The sequence below is a fragment of the Streptococcus sp. 27098_8_76 genome, assembly GCF_041432315.1.
In the GTDB taxonomy this organism is placed as follows: domain Bacteria; phylum Bacillota; class Bacilli; order Lactobacillales; family Streptococcaceae; genus Streptococcus.
On the sequence record NZ_JAPVZI010000017.1, the window covers coordinates 22,705 to 40,466 of the forward strand.

Genomic DNA, 17,762 nt, shown 5'->3' on the forward strand with positions numbered 1-17,762 from the left:
AAAATGATATAATGATAGCAAAGATAAAAAGGGGGCTTAGTTGATGAAAAAAACTTTTTTCTTACTGGTGTTAGGCTTGTTTTGCCTTCTGCCACTCTCTGTTTTTGCCATTGATTTTAAGATAAACTCTTACCAAGGGGATTTGTATATTCATGCAGACAATACGGCAGAATTTAGACAAAAGATAGTTTATCAGTTTGAGGAGGACTTTAAGGGTCAAATTGTGGGACTTGGACGTGCTGGCAAGATGCCTAGCGGATTTGAGATAGATCCTCATCCAAAGGTTCAGGCTGCGAAAAACGGTGCTGAACTAGCAGATGTTACGAGCGAAGTGATAGAAGGAGCAGATGGTTATACTGTCAAAGTCTACAATCCAGGTCAAGAAGGCGACACAGTTGAAGTTGACCTCGTTTGGAACTTAAAAAATTTGCTTTTCCTTTATGATGATATCGCTGAATTAAATTGGCAACCTTTAACAGACAGTTCAGGGTCTATTGGCAAGTTTGAATTTCATGTAAGGGGAGACATGGGGGCAGAAAAACTCTTTTTCCATACAGGGAAACTCTTTAGAGAGGGAACGGTTGAAAAGAGTAACCTTGATTATACTATCCGTTTGGACAATCTTCCGGCTAAGCGTGGAGTTGAATTGCATGCCTACTGGCCTCGAACTGATTTTGCTAGCGCTAGGGATCAGGGATTGAAAGGGAATCGTTTAGAAGAGTTTAATAAGATAGAAGGCTCGATTGTTAAAGAAAAAGAGCAAAGTAAACAACTCCTTACTTGGGTATTTCCTTTGCTACTTTCCATTTCCTTGTTATTGAGCGTCTGCTTCTATTTTATCTATAGAAGAAAGACCACTCCTTCAGTCAAATATGCCAAAAATCATCGTCTCTATGAACCACCAATGGAATTAGAGCCTATGGTTTTATCAGAGGCTGTTTACTCGACCTCCTTGGAGGAAGTGAGTCCTCTAACAAAAGGAGCAGGTAAATTCACCTTTGACCAACTTATTCAAGCTACCTTGTTAGATGTGATAGACCGTGGGAATGTTTCTATTATTTCAGAAGGAGACGCAGTTGGTTTGAGGCTGGTAAAAGAAGATGGTTTGTCCAGTTTTGAGAAAGACTGCCTAAATCTGGCCTTTTCAGGAAAAAAAGAAGCAACTCTTTCCAATTTGTTTGCGGATTACAAGGTATCTGATAGTCTTTATCGTAGAGCAAAAGTCTCTGATGAAAAACGGATTCAAGCAAAGGGGCGTCAGCTCAAATCATCTTTTGAAGAGGTATTGAAAGAGATGCAAGAAGGAGTGAGAAAGCGAGTTTCCTTCTGGGGACTTCCAGATTATTATCGTCCTTTAACTGGTGGGGAAAAGGCCTTGCAAGTAGGTATGGGACTCTCTACTATTTTACCCCTATTTATTGGATTTGGCTTTTTCTTGTATAGTTTGGATGTTCATGCTTATTTTTACCTCCCCTTGCCAATACTTGGTTTTCTAGGTTTGGTTTTGGCTGTTTTCTATTATTGGAAGCTTCGATTAGATAATCGTGATGGTGTCCTAAATGAAGCAGGAGCAGAAGTCTACTATCTCTGGACCAGTTTTGAAAATATGTTGCGTGAGATTGCACGATTGGATCAGGCTGAATTGGAAAGTATTGTGGTATGGAATCGCCTCTTGGTTTATGCGACCTTATTTGGCTATGCGGACAAGGTCAGTCATTTGATGAAGGTTCATCAGATTCAAGTGGAAAATCCAGATATCAACCTTTATGTAGCTTATGGCTGGCACGGTATGTTTTATCATTCAAGCGCGCAAATGAGCCATTATGCTAGTATCGCAAACACAGCAAGTACCTATTCCGTATCTTCTGGAAATGGAAGTTCTGGCGGTGGCTTCTCTGGCGGTGGAGGTGGCGGCAGTATCGGAGCCTTTTAAAGAGAACTGCCATAGACTGAAAAAGTATGCTATAATGGAAGATAGAAAAAAGGAGTAATCTATGTATCTTATTGAAATTTTAAAATCTATCTTCTTTGGTATTGTCGAAGGAATTACGGAATGGTTGCCGATTTCCAGTACAGGTCACTTGATTTTAGCAGAGGAATTTATCCAATACCAAAATCAAAATGAAGCCTTTATGTCCATGTTTAATGTTGTAATTCAGCTTGGAGCGATTTTAGCGGTTATGGTGATTTACTTTAACAAGCTCAATCCTTTCAAACCGACTAAGGACAAACAGGAAGTTCGTAAGACTTGGAGACTATGGTTGAAGGTCTTGATTGCGACTTTGCCTTTGCTTGCCGTCTTTAAATTTGATGATTGGTTTGATACCCACTTCCATAACATGGTTTCAGTTTCTCTCATGTTGATTATCTATGGGATTGCCTTTATCTATTTGGAAAAGCGCAATAAAGCGCGTGCTATCGAGCCAAGTGTGACAGAGTTGGACAAGCTTCCTTATACGACAGCCTTCTATATCGGACTCTTCCAAGTTCTTGCCCTTTTACCAGGAACTAGCCGTTCTGGGGCAACGATTGTCGGCGGTTTATTGAATGGAACCAGTCGTTCTGTTGTGACAGAATTTACCTTCTATCTTGGAATTCCAGTTATGTTTGGAGCTAGTGCCTTAAAGATTTTCAAATTTGTAAAAGCAGGACAGCTCTTGAGCTTTGGGCAATTGTTCTTGCTCTTGGTTGCGATGGGAGTCGCTTTTGCAGTCAGCATGGTGGCTATTCGCTTTTTGACAAGCTATGTAAAAAAACACGACTTTACCCTTTTCGGTAAATACCGCATCGTGCTTGGTAGTGTTTTGCTACTTTACAGTTTTGTCCGTTTATTTGTATAAGAAAAAACCTTGAAGGGTCCACTCTTCAAGGTTTTAAAATCCAGTCATGGTAATCCCCAACAGGCGGACACCTCTTTCTTTCTCGCTTAACTCTTCATAGAGTTGCAGGGCTATTTGGCTTATCTGGCTAGCATCCTGTGTTTTTTGAGTCAGACTTTTTCGTTTGGTAAGAGTTGAAAAGTCCTCGTAGCGGATTTTCAAAATGACAATTTTTCCAGCTTTTTCTTGTTGACTGAGATTGAGAGCGACTCTTTCTGATAGAAGAGTCAGCTCTTTTTTGATATCTTCCTCGGCACGGAGAATCTTCCCGTAGGTTTTCTCCTTGCCGATTGATTTACGGATGCGATTGGATTTGACGGGGGAATTGTGGATGCCACGAGCCTTTCGATACAGGTCATAGCCCAGTCTGCCAAAGCGGTCTATTAGGGTCACTTCAGGAACTTCAAGTAGGTCAGCTCCAGTAAAAACACCCATTTGATGAAGTTTTTCCACTGTCTTTTTTCCTACTCCATGAAACTTGGAAATATCCATTTGTTTGAGAAAGTCCTCAGCTTGTTCAGGTAAAATTACTGTCAAACCATGTGGTTTTTGATAATCACTCGCCATTTTAGCTAAGAACTTGTTGTAGGAAACACCGGCAGAAGCAGTTAGATGGAGTTCTTGCCAGATATCCTCTTGAATGAGACGAGCGATTTTGACAGCTGACTTGATACCGAGTTTATTTTCTGTCACATCCAAATAGGCTTCGTCAATACTCATAGGTTCAATCAAATCTGTATAGCGCTTAAAAATAGCTCGAATCTGGAGTCCCACAGCTTTGTATTTCTCATAATTTCCTGAGATGAAGACGGCCTGGGGACAACGCTCATAGGCTTCCTTAGAGCTCATGGCTGAATGGACACCAAAAGCTCGCGCCTCATAGCTACAGGTAGAAACGACTCCCCGCCCACCTGTTTGCCGAGGGTCGCTGCCGATAATGACAGGTTTTCCTCTGAGTTTAGGATTATCTCTGATTTCCACTGCAGCAAAAAAGGCATCCATGTCAATATGGATGATTTTTCTTGACAAATCATTTAATAAAGGAAAAATCAACATGCCTAGCCCCCCTTTTTACAGCTTATTTTCTTTTATTATACCCTTTTTTCTGAAAAAAGGAAAAAAGGGTATATTTTTTTCAAAAATATAATACAGTTTGGAATAAAATATAGACTGTTTTAGAAAAGAAAGTGTAAAAATAGGGATTTTCCACTTGTTGAAAACGATTACTGTATGGTATACTTATCTCATGAATGTAACAGATGGTTGTTACTAGAAAGAAAAAAGAGGACATTAACATGGTTGTTAAGACAGTTGTTGAAGCACAAGATATTTTTGACAAAGCTTGGGAAGGCTTCAAAGGCGTAGATTGGAAAGAAAAAGCAAGTGTATCACGCTTCGTACAAGCTAACTACACACCTTATGATGGAGACGAAAGCTTCCTCGCAGGACCAACAGAACGTTCACTTCACATCAAAAAAATTGTAGAAGAAACTAAAGCACACTACGAAGAAACTCGTTTCCCAATGGACACTCGTCCAACATCTATCGCTGATATTCCAGCAGGATTTATCGATAAAGAAAACGAAGTTATCTTCGGTATCCAAAACGATGAACTCTTCAAATTGAACTTCATGCCAAAAGGTGGTATCCGTATGGCTGAAACTACTTTGAAAGAAAATGGATACGAACCAGATCCAGCTGTTCACGAAATCTTTACTAAATACGTAACAACAGTTAACGACGGTATCTTCCGTGCTTACACTTCAAACATTCGTCGCGCACGTCACGCGCACACTGTAACTGGTCTTCCAGATGCATACTCACGCGGACGTATCATCGGTGTTTACGCACGTCTTGCTCTTTACGGTGCAGACTACTTGATGCAAGAAAAAGTAAACGACTGGAATGCAATCGAAGAAATCGATGAAGAAACAATCCGTCTTCGTGAAGAAATCAACCTTCAATACCAAGCATTGCAACAAGTTGTTCGCTTGGGTGACCTTTACGGAGTTGATGTTCGCAAACCAGCGATGAACGTTAAAGAAGCTATCCAATGGGTTAACATCGCCTTCATGTCTGTCTGCCGTGTTATCAACGGTGCTGCAACATCTCTTGGACGTGTACCAATCGTATTGGACATCTTTGCAGAACGTGACCTTGCTCGTGGTACATTTACTGAATCAGAAATCCAAGAATTCGTTGATGATTTCGTTATGAAACTTCGTACAGTTAAATTTGCTCGTACAAAAGCTTACGACCAATTGTACTCAGGTGACCCAACTTTCATCACAACTTCTATGGCTGGTATGGGTAACGACGGTCGTCACCGTGTTACTAAGATGGACTACCGTTTCTTGAACACACTTGACAACATCGGTAACTCACCAGAACCAAACTTGACAGTTCTTTGGACTGATAAATTGCCATACAACTTCCGTCGCTACTGTATGCACATGAGCCACAAACACTCTTCTATCCAATATGAAGGTGTAACAACAATGGCTAAAGACGGATATGGTGAAATGAGCTGTATCTCATGCTGTGTGTCTCCGCTTGACCCAGAAAATGAAGAACAACGCCACAACATCCAGTACTTCGGTGCGCGTGTAAACGTATTGAAAGCCCTTCTTACTGGTTTGAACGGTGGTTACGACGATGTTCACAAAGACTACAAAGTATTTGACATCGAACCAATCCGTGACGAAGTTCTTGAATTTGAATCAGTTAAAGCTAACTTTGAAAAATCTCTTGACTGGTTGACTGACACTTACGTAGATGCTTTGAACATCATCCACTACATGACTGATAAGTACAACTACGAAGCTGTTCAAATGGCCTTCTTGCCAACTAAACAACGTGCCAACATGGGATTCGGTATCTGTGGATTTGCCAACACTGTTGATACATTGTCAGCTATCAAATACGCTACAGTTAAACCAATCCGTGATGAAAATGGCTACATCTACGATTACGAAACAATCGGTGAATACCCACGTTGGGGTGAAGATGACCCACGTTCAAACGAATTGGCAGAATGGTTGATCGAAGCTTACACAACTCGTCTACGTAGCCACAAACTTTACAAAGACGCTGAAGCTACAGTATCACTTTTGACAATCACATCTAACGTTGCTTACTCCAAACAAACTGGTAACTCACCAGTCCACAAAGGTGTATACCTCAACGAAGATGGTTCTGTGAACTTGTCTAAACTTGAATTCTTCTCACCAGGTGCTAACCCATCTAACAAAGCTAAAGGTGGCTGGTTGCAAAACTTGAACTCACTTTCTAGCCTTGACTTTAGTTACGCAGCTGACGGTATCTCATTGACTACACAAGTATCACCTCGCGCTCTTGGTAAGACTCGTGACGAACAAGTTGATAACTTGGTAACAATCCTTGATGGTTACTTTGAAAACGGTGGACAACACGTTAACTTGAACGTTATGGATTTGAACGATGTTTACGAAAAGATCATGTCAGGTGAAGACGTTATCGTACGTATCTCTGGATACTGTGTAAACACTAAATACCTCACTCCAGAACAAAAAACTGAATTGACACAACGTGTCTTCCACGAAGTTCTTTCAATGGATGATGCCTTGGATGCATTGAGCTAATCAAGTTTTTAAGTAATGAAATAAGGAACCCTCGGTCAATCGACTGAGGGTTTTTGGATTCTTAAATATTTTAAGTCAGGATCTGAAGTGTCTCGCTTGGTTTAAAAAGAGAGTTAGTTGGGGGTGAGAGATCATCAGAAATAAAAACACCACACTTTGTATGGAACAAGGTGTGGTTGTATTTTATCTCTTAGACCAAGTTCTCTTCATAAAGAGAAGTAGGATTGGATAAATCTCCAAGCGCCCTGCAATCATTGCAAAGGAGAGGAGAATTTTTGAGATAGGACTAAAGATTGAGAAACTAGAAGTGGTTCCTAGAATAGGTCCGATATTATTGAAACAGCTAAAGACAGCGCTGGTCACAACCAGGAAATCATTGCTATCTAAGCTGACAATAAAGATAAGTGCTAGTAAAATCATAGAATAGATGACAAAGTACTTGAGAATCTTATGCTGGGTATCTTTGTCAATCACCGTTTTATTAACATGGAGGGTCAAAACACGGTGGGGCGATAGGATTGACAAAATCTGATTTTTAGCAATTTTTGAAAGTATGAGGCCTCTAATAACCTTAAGTCCACCTGCGGTTGAACCAGCAGAACCACCGATTCCCATGAGGAAGAGGAGGATAAATTGGGAGAAGAGGGGCCAGTTGGTAATATCTCCGTAACCAAAACCAGTCGTCGTAATGATATTGGAAACTTGGAAGAAGGCCATTTCAAAACTCTTTGAAAATCCTGGATAGAGATAGAGGGTATTAAGGCTAATCAAGCCTGTAGAAAGCAGTACAATGACCAAGTAAGCTCGAAGTTCTTCATCTCCAAAGAAGGCCTTGACACGACGGAGCATGAGGTAGTAGTAGAGATTGAAATTTACCCCAAAAACCAGAACTCCGATACTAACCAGATAGGTAATCAGTGAGCTGCCATAGTGGGCAATCCCGTCGTTATAGACGGTAAAGCCTCCTGTACCTGCTGTCCCCATAGCGATGACAAAACTATCAAATAGGGGCATGCCAGCTAGATAATAGATGATGACAAAGAGGGAGAAGAGAGCTAGATAAAGGAGATAGAGAATCTGGGCAGTATTTTTGAGTTTGGATACAACCTTACCAAAGACGGGTCCAGGAACCTCAGCCTTCATCACTTCTAGGTGGCTATTTTTGGCATTGTCCATAATAGCAAGTGCAAAAACAAGCACTCCCATCCCTCCAATCAAGTGGGTAAAACTTCGCCAGAAGAGGAGGGAACGGCTGAGAACCGAAACGTCGTTCAGAATAGTTGCTCCAGTAGTTGTAAAGCCAGAACTAATTTCAAAAAAGGCATCGATAACGCTGGGAATTTGTCTAGCAAAGACAAAGGGGAGACCGCCAAAGAAAGACCAAAGGATCCAACAGAGGGCAACAATCAAGACTCCCTCCTTGGCATAAATCCGTTGATTTTTTGGTTTTTGTAAAATTCCTGAACCGCCTAGTAATACGAGAATTCCAATTGTTGTAAAGAGAGCTGTAAAGACTTGGCTCGATTCGTGGTAATAGACAGCGATAGCCACAGGAACCAAGAGGAGAACAGCTTCAATCAAAAGTAACTTTGAAAGGAGGTAACGAATCATACTTTTATTCATCTCTTACCTCGCGATCAAGTCATAAATCTTGGTGATGTTTGGCAACAAAGTTGTTACTAGGAGCTTGTCTCCAACTTCCAACATATCCTCCCCAGTTGGGAAAATAGTCTTGCCCTTTCGAATGATAGCTGCAATAAGAACCCCTTTTTTCAATTTCAGTTGAGAAAGAGGTTTGGCAGTCATCTTATTAGCTTCCTTGATATGGAATTGCAGGGTTTCGATTTGGCCATTGGCTAGATGGTGCATGGCTTGAAGGTCTGAATACTGGGCATTAACCCGACCACGAATAAAGTGCATAATCGTGTCTACGGCAATGCTTTTAGGTGTGATGATACTTGAAAAATCAGGCGCATTGATGATCTCGAGGAGACTGGTACGATTGACCTTGGTAATATTTTTCTGTACACCTACCCTGTCAAGGAACATAGAAGTAATCAGATTTTCCTCATCGACTCCTGTTAGAGTCGCAACGGCATCATAGTTTTGAGCACTTTCTTCCAGCAGGATATCTTTTGCGGTACCATCTCCTTGAACGATGTAGAGATTTGGGAATTTCTCGCTAAAGAAGCTGGCGATTTCAGGATTGATTTCAATAACCTTGGTATCGATACGACTGTCTTTGAGGATACCTAGTAGATAATAGGCAATTCTACCAGCTCCAACAATAAGAAGACTCTTCACGGCACGAGATTTAAAATAATTATGGAAGAGCATCATATCAACACGGTTACCAGTGACAAAGATTCTATCTTTATCCTGTACAGTCATGTCACCACTTGGAATGATAATTTGATGATCTCTTTCTATCGCACATACAATGACATTGCCAAATTTTTTACGAAAATCAGAAATGGGCATTTGGCAAAGACCGCTGGAAGATTTAACAGTGAATTCCATCAAGCTGACCCTTCCTCCAAAAAAACGTTCGACAGAGAGGGCGTTGGGAAAGTCAATGATATTCGCGATAGCGCGGGCAGCCAAGAGCTCAGGGTTGACGATAAGAGAAAAACCGAGAATATTCTTTTCTTTGAAATAAGAGTTAGAGTATTCAGGATTCCGCACCCGAACGATGGTCTCTTTAGCTCCCATTTTTTTGGCTAGAACGGCTGCAATCATGTTCACTTCATCGTATTCAGTCAGGGCGATAAAGATATCACAATCCTGGACACTGGCTTGCTCAAGGATGGTAAAATCGGCCCCGTTACCAAGGATACCCATGATATCAAAGCGATTAACAATATGATTGAGAACAGCTTCGTCTTGCTCAATCAGCAAAACATCATGCTTTTCTGCAACCAAGGAGCGACAGAGGGCAGAACCAACTTTTCCCCCTCCGACAAGGATAATTTTCATAATAAAACCTACTTTTTCATGATGTAACTATCATACCTTTTTTCAAGAAAAAATGCACCTACTAGCTAATCACCAGAGTTTTTAGTAGGAAATTTGCTATAAGGTAAAACTATACCCTAATCAATTGAAATAGCTATTAGCACCTTTCTCTGAAATATGGTATGATAAAGGATATACAAGGAGATAAAATGAATAATAATTTACTGGTATTACAATCAGACTTTGGTCTGGTTGATGGTGCGGTATCGGCTATGATTGGAGTGGCTTTAGAAGAGTCTCCAACCTTAAAAATTCATCATTTGACGCACGATATCACGCCTTATAATATTTTTGAGGGGAGCTATCGTCTCTTTCAGACGGTGGATTACTGGCCTGAGGGAACGACGTTTGTATCGGTTGTCGATCCAGGTGTCGGCTCGAAACGTAAGAGTGTAGTTGCCAAGACTGCAAAAAATCAATACATTGTCACACCAGATAATGGGACGCTTTCTTTTATCAAGAAACACGTTGGTATTGTAGCCATTCGTGAAATTTCTGAAGTGGCCAATAGACGCCAAAATACAGAGCATTCTTATACCTTCCACGGTCGTGATGTCTATGCCTATACTGGTGCTAAACTAGCCAGTGGTCACATTAGTTTTGAGGAAGTGGGGCCAGAGCTCAGTGTAGATCAGATTGTGGAACTTCCAGTCGTAGAGACCATCATAGAAGATCATCTGGTGAAGGGAGCTATTGATATTCTGGATGTGCGTTTTGGTTCGCTTTGGACCTCTATCACGCGAGAAGAATTTTACAAGCTGGAACCAGCATTCGGTGATCGTTTTGAGGTGACTATCTATCATGCTGATATGCTGGTCTATCAAAATCAGGTTGTCTATGGCAAATCATTTGCAGATGTGAGAATTGGGCAACCCATCCTTTACATCAACTCTCTCTATCGTTTAGGTTTGGCTATCAACCAAGGTTCCTTTGCCAAGGCCTATAATGTGGGTGTCGGTTCATCTTGGACCATTGAAATAAAGAAAATAGAATCATAAAATAGGAGAATATAGATGAAAAATCAATCAATTAAACAAGTTGTTGCTATCGGTGTTGGAGCTGCGCTCTTTGTTGTCATCGGGATGATCAGCATTCCGACACCTGTTCCAAATACAAGCATCCAGCTTCAGTATGCGGTACAAGCGCTACTTTCTATTATTTTTGGACCGATTATCGGTTTGCTTGTCGGGTTGATTGGTCATGCAATCAAGGACTCTCTTGCTGGCTACGGTCTGTGGTGGACTTGGATTATTGCTAGTGGTCTCTTTGGTCTAGTTGTGGGGCTATTTAGAAAGTACGTTCGTGTGATCAATGGTGTCTTTGACTGGAAAGATATTCTTATTTTTAACCTCATTCAACTACTTGCAAATGCCCTTGTTTGGGGTGTCTTGGCACCACTTGGAGATGTTGTGATTTATCAAGAAGCGGCAGAAAAAGTATTTGCACAAGGAATTGTTGCGGGAATTGCTAATGGTGTATCTGTAGCTATTGCAGGAACTCTCCTCTTGCTTGCCTATGCAGGAACTCAAACTCGTGCAGGAAGTTTGAAAAAGGACTAAAATGATGGGGAAGGCTGGGCAACCAGTCTTTTTCGATGTTTATAGATTAGTTAGGCAAGTAAGCTAGGATAGGAATCTTTTTGGCGCTAAGATTTTAAGAGAAGAGACTGCAAGAAGGGTTCGATTTATGATAAAATAGAAGTCTAAGAAGCGAATGAAGAGAGTAAGATGAAAGAAGCTATAATTGAGTGGAAGGATTTCTCTTTCCGGTATGAAACACAACAAGAGCCGACCTTGCAAGGGGTGGATTTGACTATTTATAAGGGAGAGAAAGTCTTAATGGTTGGGCCATCTGGGTCAGGTAAATCTACCTTGGGTCAGTGTTTGAATGGGATTATTCCCAATATTTACAAGGGTCAGATGTCTGGAGAATTTTTGATCAAGGGGCAAGCAGCCTTTGATATGAGCATCTACGATAAATCTCATCTGGTCAGTACAGTTTTGCAGGATACAGATGGGCAGTTTATCGGCCTGTCTGTGGCAGAGGACTTGGCTTTTGCTCTAGAAAATGATGTAACAGGACTAGAAGAGATGAAAAGTCGTGTTCATAAATGGGCTGAAAAGCTGGACCTTCTCCCTTTACTGTCTCAGCGTCCCCAGGATTTGTCAGGTGGACAAAAGCAGCGAGTCAGTCTGGCTGGTGTCTTGATTGATGAGAGTCCGATTCTTTTGTTTGATGAGCCACTCGCCAATCTGGATCCCAAGTCAGGTCAGGATATTATCGAATTGATTGATCAGATTCATAAGGAGGAGGGGACGACGACTCTTATTATCGAGCACCGTTTGGAGGATGTTCTGCATCGCCCTGTCGATCGGATTGTCTTGATAAACGATGGTCGTATCCTTTTTAATGGGAGTCCTGACCAGTTACTGGCGACTGATTTATTGACACAAAATGGAATTCGAGAACCCCTTTATCTAACCACTCTCCGTCAATTGGGTGTGGATTTAGCCAAGGAAGAACAGTTAGCAAATTTGGACAACTTGTCTATCTCAAAAGGCCAGATTCAGTTGCGGACGGAACTGGTAAAAGAAACCCCAGAATTGCAGTCACTCTTTAAATTAGAGGACGTGTCTTTTTCTTATGATGATAGACCGATTTTAAAATCCATTTATCTGGATATTAAAAAGGGCGAAAAGATTGCCATTGTCGGGAAAAATGGAGCAGGGAAATCAACCCTAGCCAAGGCCTTAAGTAGCTTTATTCAGACGGAAGGCCGCTACCTTTGGGAAGGCCAGGATATAAAAGGAGACTCTGTTGCAGAGCGGGCGGAACGAGTAGGCTATGTGCTGCAAAATCCTAATCAAATGATTTCAACCAATATGATTTTTGATGAGGTGGCTCTGGGACTTCGTTTGCGAGGTGTGGACGAGCAGGAAATTGAAACGAGAGTCTATGAAACTTTGAAAATCTGTGGTCTCTATGAATTCCGTAATTGGCCTATTTCTGCCCTGTCATTTGGTCAGAAAAAACGTGTCACTATTGCATCGATTTTGGTCTTAGGAGCTGAAATTATCCTCTTAGATGAACCAACAGCGGGTCAAGACCAGAAGAACTATACTGAGATTATGGAATTTCTCGAAGAATTGCATCAAAAAGGGCATACCATTGTCATGATTACCCATGATATGCAATTGATGCTGGATTATTCAGACCGAGCTCTTGTCATGGTGGATGGGGAATTGATTGCAGATACTGTTCCAGCTAGTCTTTTGAGCAGTCCTGAGCTGTTAGTAAAAGCTAATCTAAAAGAAACTTCAATCTTCAACTTGGCCAAGAAACTAGATGTGGATCCACTTGCTTTAACGGCATTTTACAAAGAAAGGAGAGAAGGATGCAAGCTAAATTAATTGGTTACCAGCATAGAGATACTGTGATTCATCGCTTGTCAGGAGCTGGTAAACTCCTCTTTTTCATCCTTGTGTCATTGGCGGCTATGATTAGCTATGATACCAGACTGCTTGTTCTGATTGCCATCTTTTCGGTCTTTCTCCTCTATTTGTCAGAAATCCGCTTTAAAGATGTTTCCTTTGTGGCAGTTTTTGCGACGGTATTTGCCATTTTGAATGTCTTGATGGTCTACCTCTTTTCTCCCGAATATGGAGTTGGACTTTACGGAGAGAGAAGTGTGATTTGGCAGGGAATCGGTGCCTACACTCTAACCAGCCAGGAGCTCTTTTATCTGCTAAATCTGACCATTAAGTACCTTTGCACCATTCCTCTGGCTATTATCTTTTTGATGACAACACATCCTAGTCAGTTTGCTTCCAGTTTAAATCAAATTGGTGTGCCTTATAAGATTGCCTATTCTGTCAGTCTGACCTTGCGCTATATTCCAGATTTGCAGGAAGAATTCTTTACCATCAAGATGTCTCAGGAAGCGCGTGGGATGGAATTATCCAAGAAAGCTTCTCTCATGCAACGAATCAAAGGCAATCTGCGCATTATCACTCCCTTGATTTTCAGCTCGTTAGAACGCATTGATACCATCGCGACCGCCATGGAGCTTCGCCGCTTTGGAAAAGAGAAAAAGCGGACTTGGTATAGTTACCAGACCTTGAAAAAAGAAGATTATCTTACCTTGCTATTGGCAGCCTTGTTTTTAGTAGCTAGTTTACTACTTATCTTGCAGAATCAGGGACGATTTTACAACCCTTGGAAATAGCTTGAAAAAATTGAAAAAATCAAGTCGTTTCTATTGACAATGATTCTGAAAGTGTTATACTAAGAAAGTAGTTTCGCTGATTTACTTCAAACCTGTTGTGAGGTAAGTTAACGATGCTTTAACCACGCTGTTTGCTGAGCTTGACTCCGGGCAGTGTGGCTATTTTTTTGCAATGGTGAAAGGAAGCAAGTCATGACAAATCACATTGTATTATTTGAACCACAAATTCCACAAAATACAGGTAATATCGCGCGTACGTGCGCTGCAACCAATTCTCCCCTCCATATCATCAAGCCCATGGGCTTCCCTATTGATGACCGCAAGATGAAGCGAGCTGGGTTGGATTATTGGGATAAGCTAGAGATTTATTTTTACGACAGTTTGGAAGATTTTACGTCTCAGATGAAGGGAAAACTCTATCTGATTTCGAAATTTGCCGAGAACGTGTATTCTGAGGTGGATTTATCGACTGACGAGGACCATTATTTTCTCTTTGGACGTGAAGACAAGGGATTGCCTGAGGAGTTTATGCGAGAACATCCTGAGAAGGCTCTCCGTATTCCCATGAATGATGAACATGTCCGCAGTCTCAATGTGTCTAATACCGTCTGCATGATTGTCTACGAAGCCCTCCGCCAGCAGAACTTTGCAGGTCTTGAGCTCGTTCATACCTATGAAGTGGATAAGTTGAAATAAAAAATGAAAATGAACAAAATGCTTGCGCTTGCAAGCGTTTTTTGTTATGATAAAAGAGTCTTCAGGGCAGGGTGTGATTCCCGACCGGCGGTAAATTTGACTAGCTATTTTAGCTTTCTCGTCGTTGTCTTGTCTCGATATACTTTAAGTATTATCTTCGACTGCGACGCCTAGATAAATCTAAAATATCTTAGCCAAATAAGTCCGCGAGCGCAAGCTGATGTGGTGCGATTCCACAACCGACAGTATAGTCTGGATGGGAGAAGACGAAAGAATAGCTTTGTCTGTTCTGATAGATTTATAGCCAAACTGTAACCGCTTGCTTAACAGAGTGAGAGGGAACTTTTGGGATATAAAAAAGTGAGAATAGATAGAGGAATCCTTTCTAACTTCTTCTGATTTTATAGAAAATTGGAGGAACCTGTTATGACAAACACACGTCGACTTTCGACCATTGCAATTCTATCAGCCATCTCATTTGTGCTGATGTACTTTGACTTTCCGCTTTTGCCAGCGGCGTCCTTCCTCAAGATCGAATTTAGTATCTTGCCAGTCCTTGTGGGCTTGGTGGTCATGGATTTGCCTGCTGCGCTAGGAATTCTCTTGCTTCGCTCACTCTTGAAATTGCTTCTTAACAGTCAGGGAGTGAATACTTACATTGGCTTGCCAATGAATATCGTAGCTTTGGGAGTTTTTGTTATCGTATTTGCTTTGATTTGGAAAAAGGAACGGACAACCCTTCGTTTCCTACTAGGCTCTCTAGCTGGGACTATTGGTTTAACCGTGGCTATGTTAGTTCTCAACTATGTTTATGCTGTTCCTTTGTACGCTAAGTTTGCTAACTTTGATATTGGAAAAATTTTGGGACTTTCCAACTACCTAATGACCATGGTATTGCCTTTTAACTTGATTGAAGGTGTTATCTTTTCCGTTTCATTCTGGTTGTTGTATGTTCTCTTGAAACCAACCTTAAAACATTATGAGAGATAAACAAACATTTTTAATGAAGGGCAGTTTTGCCCTTTTACTTTTCGTTATTCTTGGCTACATGGTCAAATTTTACCCTGAAACGCTGGTCGGTTTTGACCAACCGATTCAGACTGCCATTCGAGGAGACTTGCCAGATTACTTGACTATTCTTTTCCGAACCATTACACGTCTGATTGATATCCCAGTGATTATCACTTGGGTTGTCATCGTAGCCTTTATCTTTTATCGTAAGCGATGGAAGATAGAAAGTTTCTTCATGCTGGGGAATTTGGCTTTGGCAGGTCTTTTAATCGTGACCTTTAAAAATGTCTATCAGCGCCCACGACCAGCCATTTTACACTTGGTTGAGGAGAAGGGATTTTCCTTCCCAAGTGGTCATTCTCTGGCTGTAACCTTGATGGTCGGCTCTCTGATTGTCATTTTCAGTCAACGGATTAAAAATCCAGTCTGGAGAAAAATCGTGCAAATCGTGCTAGGTCTCTACCTAGTCAGTGTGTTGGTATCAAGGGTCTATCTGGGAGTTCATTATCCATCAGACGTTCTTGCCAGTCTCTGTGTGGGCTTGGGAGTCCTGTTTATCGAGTTTCCCTTTTATGATAAGCTACGCTTCCAATGGCGATTTAAAGGCAAGCAGAAGTGAGTATCAAATTCCTTTGAGGAGAAAGAAATGAAAGTCAATATAGCAGATCTTCATCCGACTCAACTATACTTATCAGAAAAGAAGTTGCAAGATATTCAGATGCTTTACCAGTCGGCAGAAACAATCCAAGTCGATCCAATCAGTATTCTTGCATTTGGAAATTGCTTGTTGATTACAGATGGACATCACAGGGCTTATCAGGCTTTATTGGCAGGTCAGGATACGATTTCTGGTGAGTGGGATAGAGATGGTGGTGATGAACTATATCATCTCTATGCGCAAGCTTGTGAGGAAAGAAAGATTTACTCTGTTCTGGATTTAAAAAATCATATCTTACCTCAAGATGAGTATGAAGCAAAATGGTATAACTGGTGTGATGGTTTTAATCAAGCAGCAACTCTTTTGTTGAAAAGGAAAGCAGATGAAACGGATTTTACAAATAGATAATGCACTGCGTCTTGTTCCTTATTATAAGGTCAATCATTGTGAAGAAGCTTTTGCTTGGTATCAGGATGTGAACTTGGTTCACCTCGTAGATGGTGTGAAGAGACCTTATAGTCAAGAAACTTTGGAAGCTATGTATTCCCATTTGGATCAGCATGGTGAACTTTTTTGGATTGAAGTCAAGGAGAAGGGAGAATGGTTTCCAATTGGGGATGTTACACTATCTCAGGATAATCTCCCCATTGTGATTGGGAATTCCGCTTACCAACATCGAGGACTTGGAAAAAAGATTCTGAGTGCTTTGATTGAATTGGCTCGAATAAAAGGATGGAAAGAATTGAGAGTCAAGGAAATCTACACCTACAATCATGCTTCTAGGAGGTGTTTCAAGGCGCTTGGATTTGTGGAAAATGGAGCAACAGAAAAAGGAATGAGTTTTATACTGAAATTAGTCTAATCTAACTTGTTTTTTAACTAAAAATCTGATAAACTATGTAGTAATTGAATAGAAATCTGCAAGACTAGTAACTCAAGGGAAGTATATCAGGGAGGAGAGCCGTGACTGCAAGCTCTCTATATGAAAGCTGGGTGAATTCACTTGCGCATGGATTTAGAAATGAAGGTCTGACTTGTCAGATGAAAACGGATGGTACCGCGTGTCAACGCTCCGAGTGGAGTTTTTGGCATGTGGTTTTCTTTTTATCTACGAGCGACTGATGGAGGAATTATGTCAACTATTGAAGAACAATTAAAAGCGCTTCGTGAAGAAACGCTGGCTAGCTTGAAGCAGATTTCTGCTGAAAATGAAAAAGAGATGCAAGATTTGCGTGTCTCAGTCCTTGGTAAAAAAGGTTCACTTACTGAAATCCTCAAAAGGATGAAAGATGTCTCTGCTGAGATGCGTCCAATCATTGGGAAACACGTCAATGAAGCTCGTGATGTCTTGACAGCAGCCTTTGAAGAAACAGCTAAACTCTTAGAAGAAAAGAAAGTCGCGGCTCAACTGGCTAGTGAGAGTATCGATGTGACGCTTCCAGGTCGTCCAGTTGCGACTGGTCACCGTCATGTCCTCACACAAACCAGTGAAGAAATTGAAGATATCTTCATCGGTATGGGTTACCAAGTTGTGGATGGTTTTGAAGTAGAGCAAGACTACTATAACTTTGAACGTATGAACCTTCCAAAAGACCACCCAGCTCGCGATATGCAGGACACTTTCTATATCACAGAAGAAATCTTACTCCGTACCCACA

The 17,762-nt window shown here is 41.2% G+C and carries 16 protein-coding genes and 1 riboswitch; of the genes, 13 read left to right on the top strand and 3 right to left on the bottom strand.

The features are described from left to right. Positions 1-43: 43 nt before the first annotated feature. Both O3636_RS10190 and O3636_RS10195 read left to right on the top strand, forming a co-directional pair. On the top strand, positions 44-1,933 hold the full coding sequence (locus O3636_RS10190) for a DUF2207 domain-containing protein (RefSeq protein WP_371643017.1): 1,890 nt from the start codon (positions 44-46) through the stop codon (positions 1,931-1,933). Between the two features lie 61 nt (positions 1,934-1,994). Beyond that, on the top strand, positions 1,995-2,840 hold the full coding sequence (locus tag O3636_RS10195; protein ID WP_371643019.1) for an undecaprenyl-diphosphate phosphatase: 846 nt from the start codon (positions 1,995-1,997) through the stop codon (positions 2,838-2,840). Positions 2,841-2,873: 33 nt separating this feature from the next. Here the strand turns inward: O3636_RS10195 and dinB are convergent, their stop codons facing one another. Next, the gene (gene dinB / locus O3636_RS10200) at positions 2,874-3,935 is read right to left on the bottom strand and encodes a DNA polymerase IV (RefSeq protein WP_371643021.1); all 1,062 of its coding nucleotides are present in this window, start codon (positions 3,933-3,935) and stop codon (positions 2,874-2,876) included. Between the two features lie 239 nt (positions 3,936-4,174). Between dinB and pflB the strand changes: the two genes are divergently transcribed. Then, positions 4,175-6,499, top strand: a complete 2,325-nt coding sequence (gene pflB, locus O3636_RS10205; RefSeq protein WP_000260631.1) for a formate C-acetyltransferase — start codon at positions 4,175-4,177, stop codon at positions 6,497-6,499. A gap of 183 nt (positions 6,500-6,682) precedes the next feature. Here pflB and O3636_RS10210 read toward each other — a convergent pair whose 3' ends face one another. Both O3636_RS10210 and trkA read right to left on the bottom strand, forming a co-directional pair. Beyond that, positions 6,683-8,122: a TrkH family potassium uptake protein gene (locus O3636_RS10210; protein ID WP_261040367.1), complete on the bottom strand. Its 1,440-nt coding sequence runs from the start codon at positions 8,120-8,122 to the stop codon at positions 6,683-6,685. 3 nt (positions 8,123-8,125) lie between these two features. Next, a complete protein-coding gene (gene trkA, locus O3636_RS10215; RefSeq protein ID WP_042750050.1) occupies positions 8,126-9,475 on the bottom strand; it encodes a Trk system potassium transporter TrkA in 1,350 nt (449 codons plus the stop codon). A gap of 188 nt (positions 9,476-9,663) precedes the next feature. On the opposite strand from trkA, the gene O3636_RS10220 reads away from it, so the two are divergent. From O3636_RS10220 to O3636_RS10265, 10 genes are all read left to right on the top strand, one after another. Then, positions 9,664-10,512, top strand: coding sequence for an S-adenosyl-l-methionine hydroxide adenosyltransferase family protein (locus O3636_RS10220; RefSeq protein WP_001063590.1), 849 nt, complete (start codon positions 9,664-9,666; stop codon positions 10,510-10,512). Positions 10,513-10,527: 15 nt separating this feature from the next. After that, the gene (locus O3636_RS10225; protein ID WP_261054907.1) at positions 10,528-11,073 is read left to right on the top strand and encodes an ECF-type riboflavin transporter substrate-binding protein; all 546 of its coding nucleotides are present in this window, start codon (positions 10,528-10,530) and stop codon (positions 11,071-11,073) included. A 168-nt stretch (positions 11,074-11,241) separates the two neighbouring features. Then, positions 11,242-12,924, top strand: coding sequence for an ABC transporter ATP-binding protein (locus O3636_RS10230; RefSeq protein ID WP_371643024.1), 1,683 nt, complete (start codon positions 11,242-11,244; stop codon positions 12,922-12,924). Then, on the top strand, positions 12,909-13,739 hold the full coding sequence (locus O3636_RS10235) for an energy-coupling factor transporter transmembrane protein EcfT (RefSeq protein ID WP_371643026.1): 831 nt from the start codon (positions 12,909-12,911) through the stop codon (positions 13,737-13,739). Before O3636_RS10230 ends, O3636_RS10235 begins: the two co-directional genes overlap by 16 nt. A gap of 192 nt (positions 13,740-13,931) precedes the next feature. Next, on the top strand, positions 13,932-14,435 hold the full coding sequence (locus tag O3636_RS10240; RefSeq protein WP_371643028.1) for a tRNA (cytidine(34)-2'-O)-methyltransferase: 504 nt from the start codon (positions 13,932-13,934) through the stop codon (positions 14,433-14,435). A 53-nt stretch (positions 14,436-14,488) separates the two neighbouring features. Further along, positions 14,489-14,707, top strand: a riboswitch (FMN riboswitch). A 154-nt stretch (positions 14,708-14,861) separates the two neighbouring features. Continuing rightward, a complete protein-coding gene (locus O3636_RS10245; protein ID WP_000185823.1) occupies positions 14,862-15,425 on the top strand; it encodes an ECF transporter S component in 564 nt (187 codons plus the stop codon). After that, positions 15,415-16,065 carry a phosphatase PAP2 family protein gene (locus O3636_RS10250; RefSeq protein WP_261013451.1) on the top strand — a complete coding sequence of 217 codons (651 nt, stop codon included), beginning with the start codon at positions 15,415-15,417 and terminating at the stop codon, positions 16,063-16,065. Before O3636_RS10245 ends, O3636_RS10250 begins: the two co-directional genes overlap by 11 nt. A 27-nt stretch (positions 16,066-16,092) precedes the next feature. Next, complete coding sequence (locus tag O3636_RS10255) at positions 16,093-16,512, top strand: chromosome partitioning protein ParB (RefSeq protein WP_371643030.1); 420 nt, start codon at positions 16,093-16,095, stop codon at positions 16,510-16,512. 4 nt (positions 16,513-16,516) lie between these two features. After that, complete coding sequence (locus O3636_RS10260; protein WP_371643035.1) at positions 16,517-16,966, top strand: GNAT family N-acetyltransferase; 450 nt, start codon at positions 16,517-16,519, stop codon at positions 16,964-16,966. 270 nt (positions 16,967-17,236) lie between these two features. Then, the coding region (locus tag O3636_RS10265; RefSeq protein ID WP_371643032.1) for a phenylalanine--tRNA ligase subunit alpha at positions 17,237-17,762 on the top strand (526 nt) is incomplete at its 3' end.

What these genes read in the sequence shown, in the direction of transcription:
- O3636_RS10250 (WP_261013451.1), top strand. Translation starts at nt 15,415, where the DNA reads ATGAGAGATAAACAAACATTTTTAATGAAGGGCAGTTTTGCCCTTTTA.
- O3636_RS10240 (WP_371643028.1), top strand. Translation starts at nt 13,932, where the DNA reads ATGACAAATCACATTGTATTATTTGAACCACAAATTCCACAAAATACA.
- trkA (WP_042750050.1), bottom strand. Translation starts at nt 9,475, where the DNA reads ATGAAAATTATCCTTGTCGGAGGGGGAAAAGTTGGTTCTGCCCTCTGT.
- O3636_RS10235 (WP_371643026.1), top strand. Translation starts at nt 12,909, where the DNA reads ATGCAAGCTAAATTAATTGGTTACCAGCATAGAGATACTGTGATTCAT.
- O3636_RS10190 (WP_371643017.1), top strand. Translation starts at nt 44, where the DNA reads ATGAAAAAAACTTTTTTCTTACTGGTGTTAGGCTTGTTTTGCCTTCTG.
- dinB (WP_371643021.1), bottom strand. Translation starts at nt 3,935, where the DNA reads ATGTTGATTTTTCCTTTATTAAATGATTTGTCAAGAAAAATCATCCAT.
- O3636_RS10255 (WP_371643030.1), top strand. Translation starts at nt 16,093, where the DNA reads ATGAAAGTCAATATAGCAGATCTTCATCCGACTCAACTATACTTATCA.
- O3636_RS10195 (WP_371643019.1), top strand. Translation starts at nt 1,995, where the DNA reads ATGTATCTTATTGAAATTTTAAAATCTATCTTCTTTGGTATTGTCGAA.
- O3636_RS10220 (WP_001063590.1), top strand. Translation starts at nt 9,664, where the DNA reads ATGAATAATAATTTACTGGTATTACAATCAGACTTTGGTCTGGTTGAT.
- O3636_RS10230 (WP_371643024.1), top strand. Translation starts at nt 11,242, where the DNA reads ATGAAAGAAGCTATAATTGAGTGGAAGGATTTCTCTTTCCGGTATGAA.
- O3636_RS10225 (WP_261054907.1), top strand. Translation starts at nt 10,528, where the DNA reads ATGAAAAATCAATCAATTAAACAAGTTGTTGCTATCGGTGTTGGAGCT.
- O3636_RS10210 (WP_261040367.1), bottom strand. Translation starts at nt 8,122, where the DNA reads ATGAATAAAAGTATGATTCGTTACCTCCTTTCAAAGTTACTTTTGATT.
- O3636_RS10245 (WP_000185823.1), top strand. Translation starts at nt 14,862, where the DNA reads ATGACAAACACACGTCGACTTTCGACCATTGCAATTCTATCAGCCATC.
- pflB (WP_000260631.1), top strand. Translation starts at nt 4,175, where the DNA reads ATGGTTGTTAAGACAGTTGTTGAAGCACAAGATATTTTTGACAAAGCT.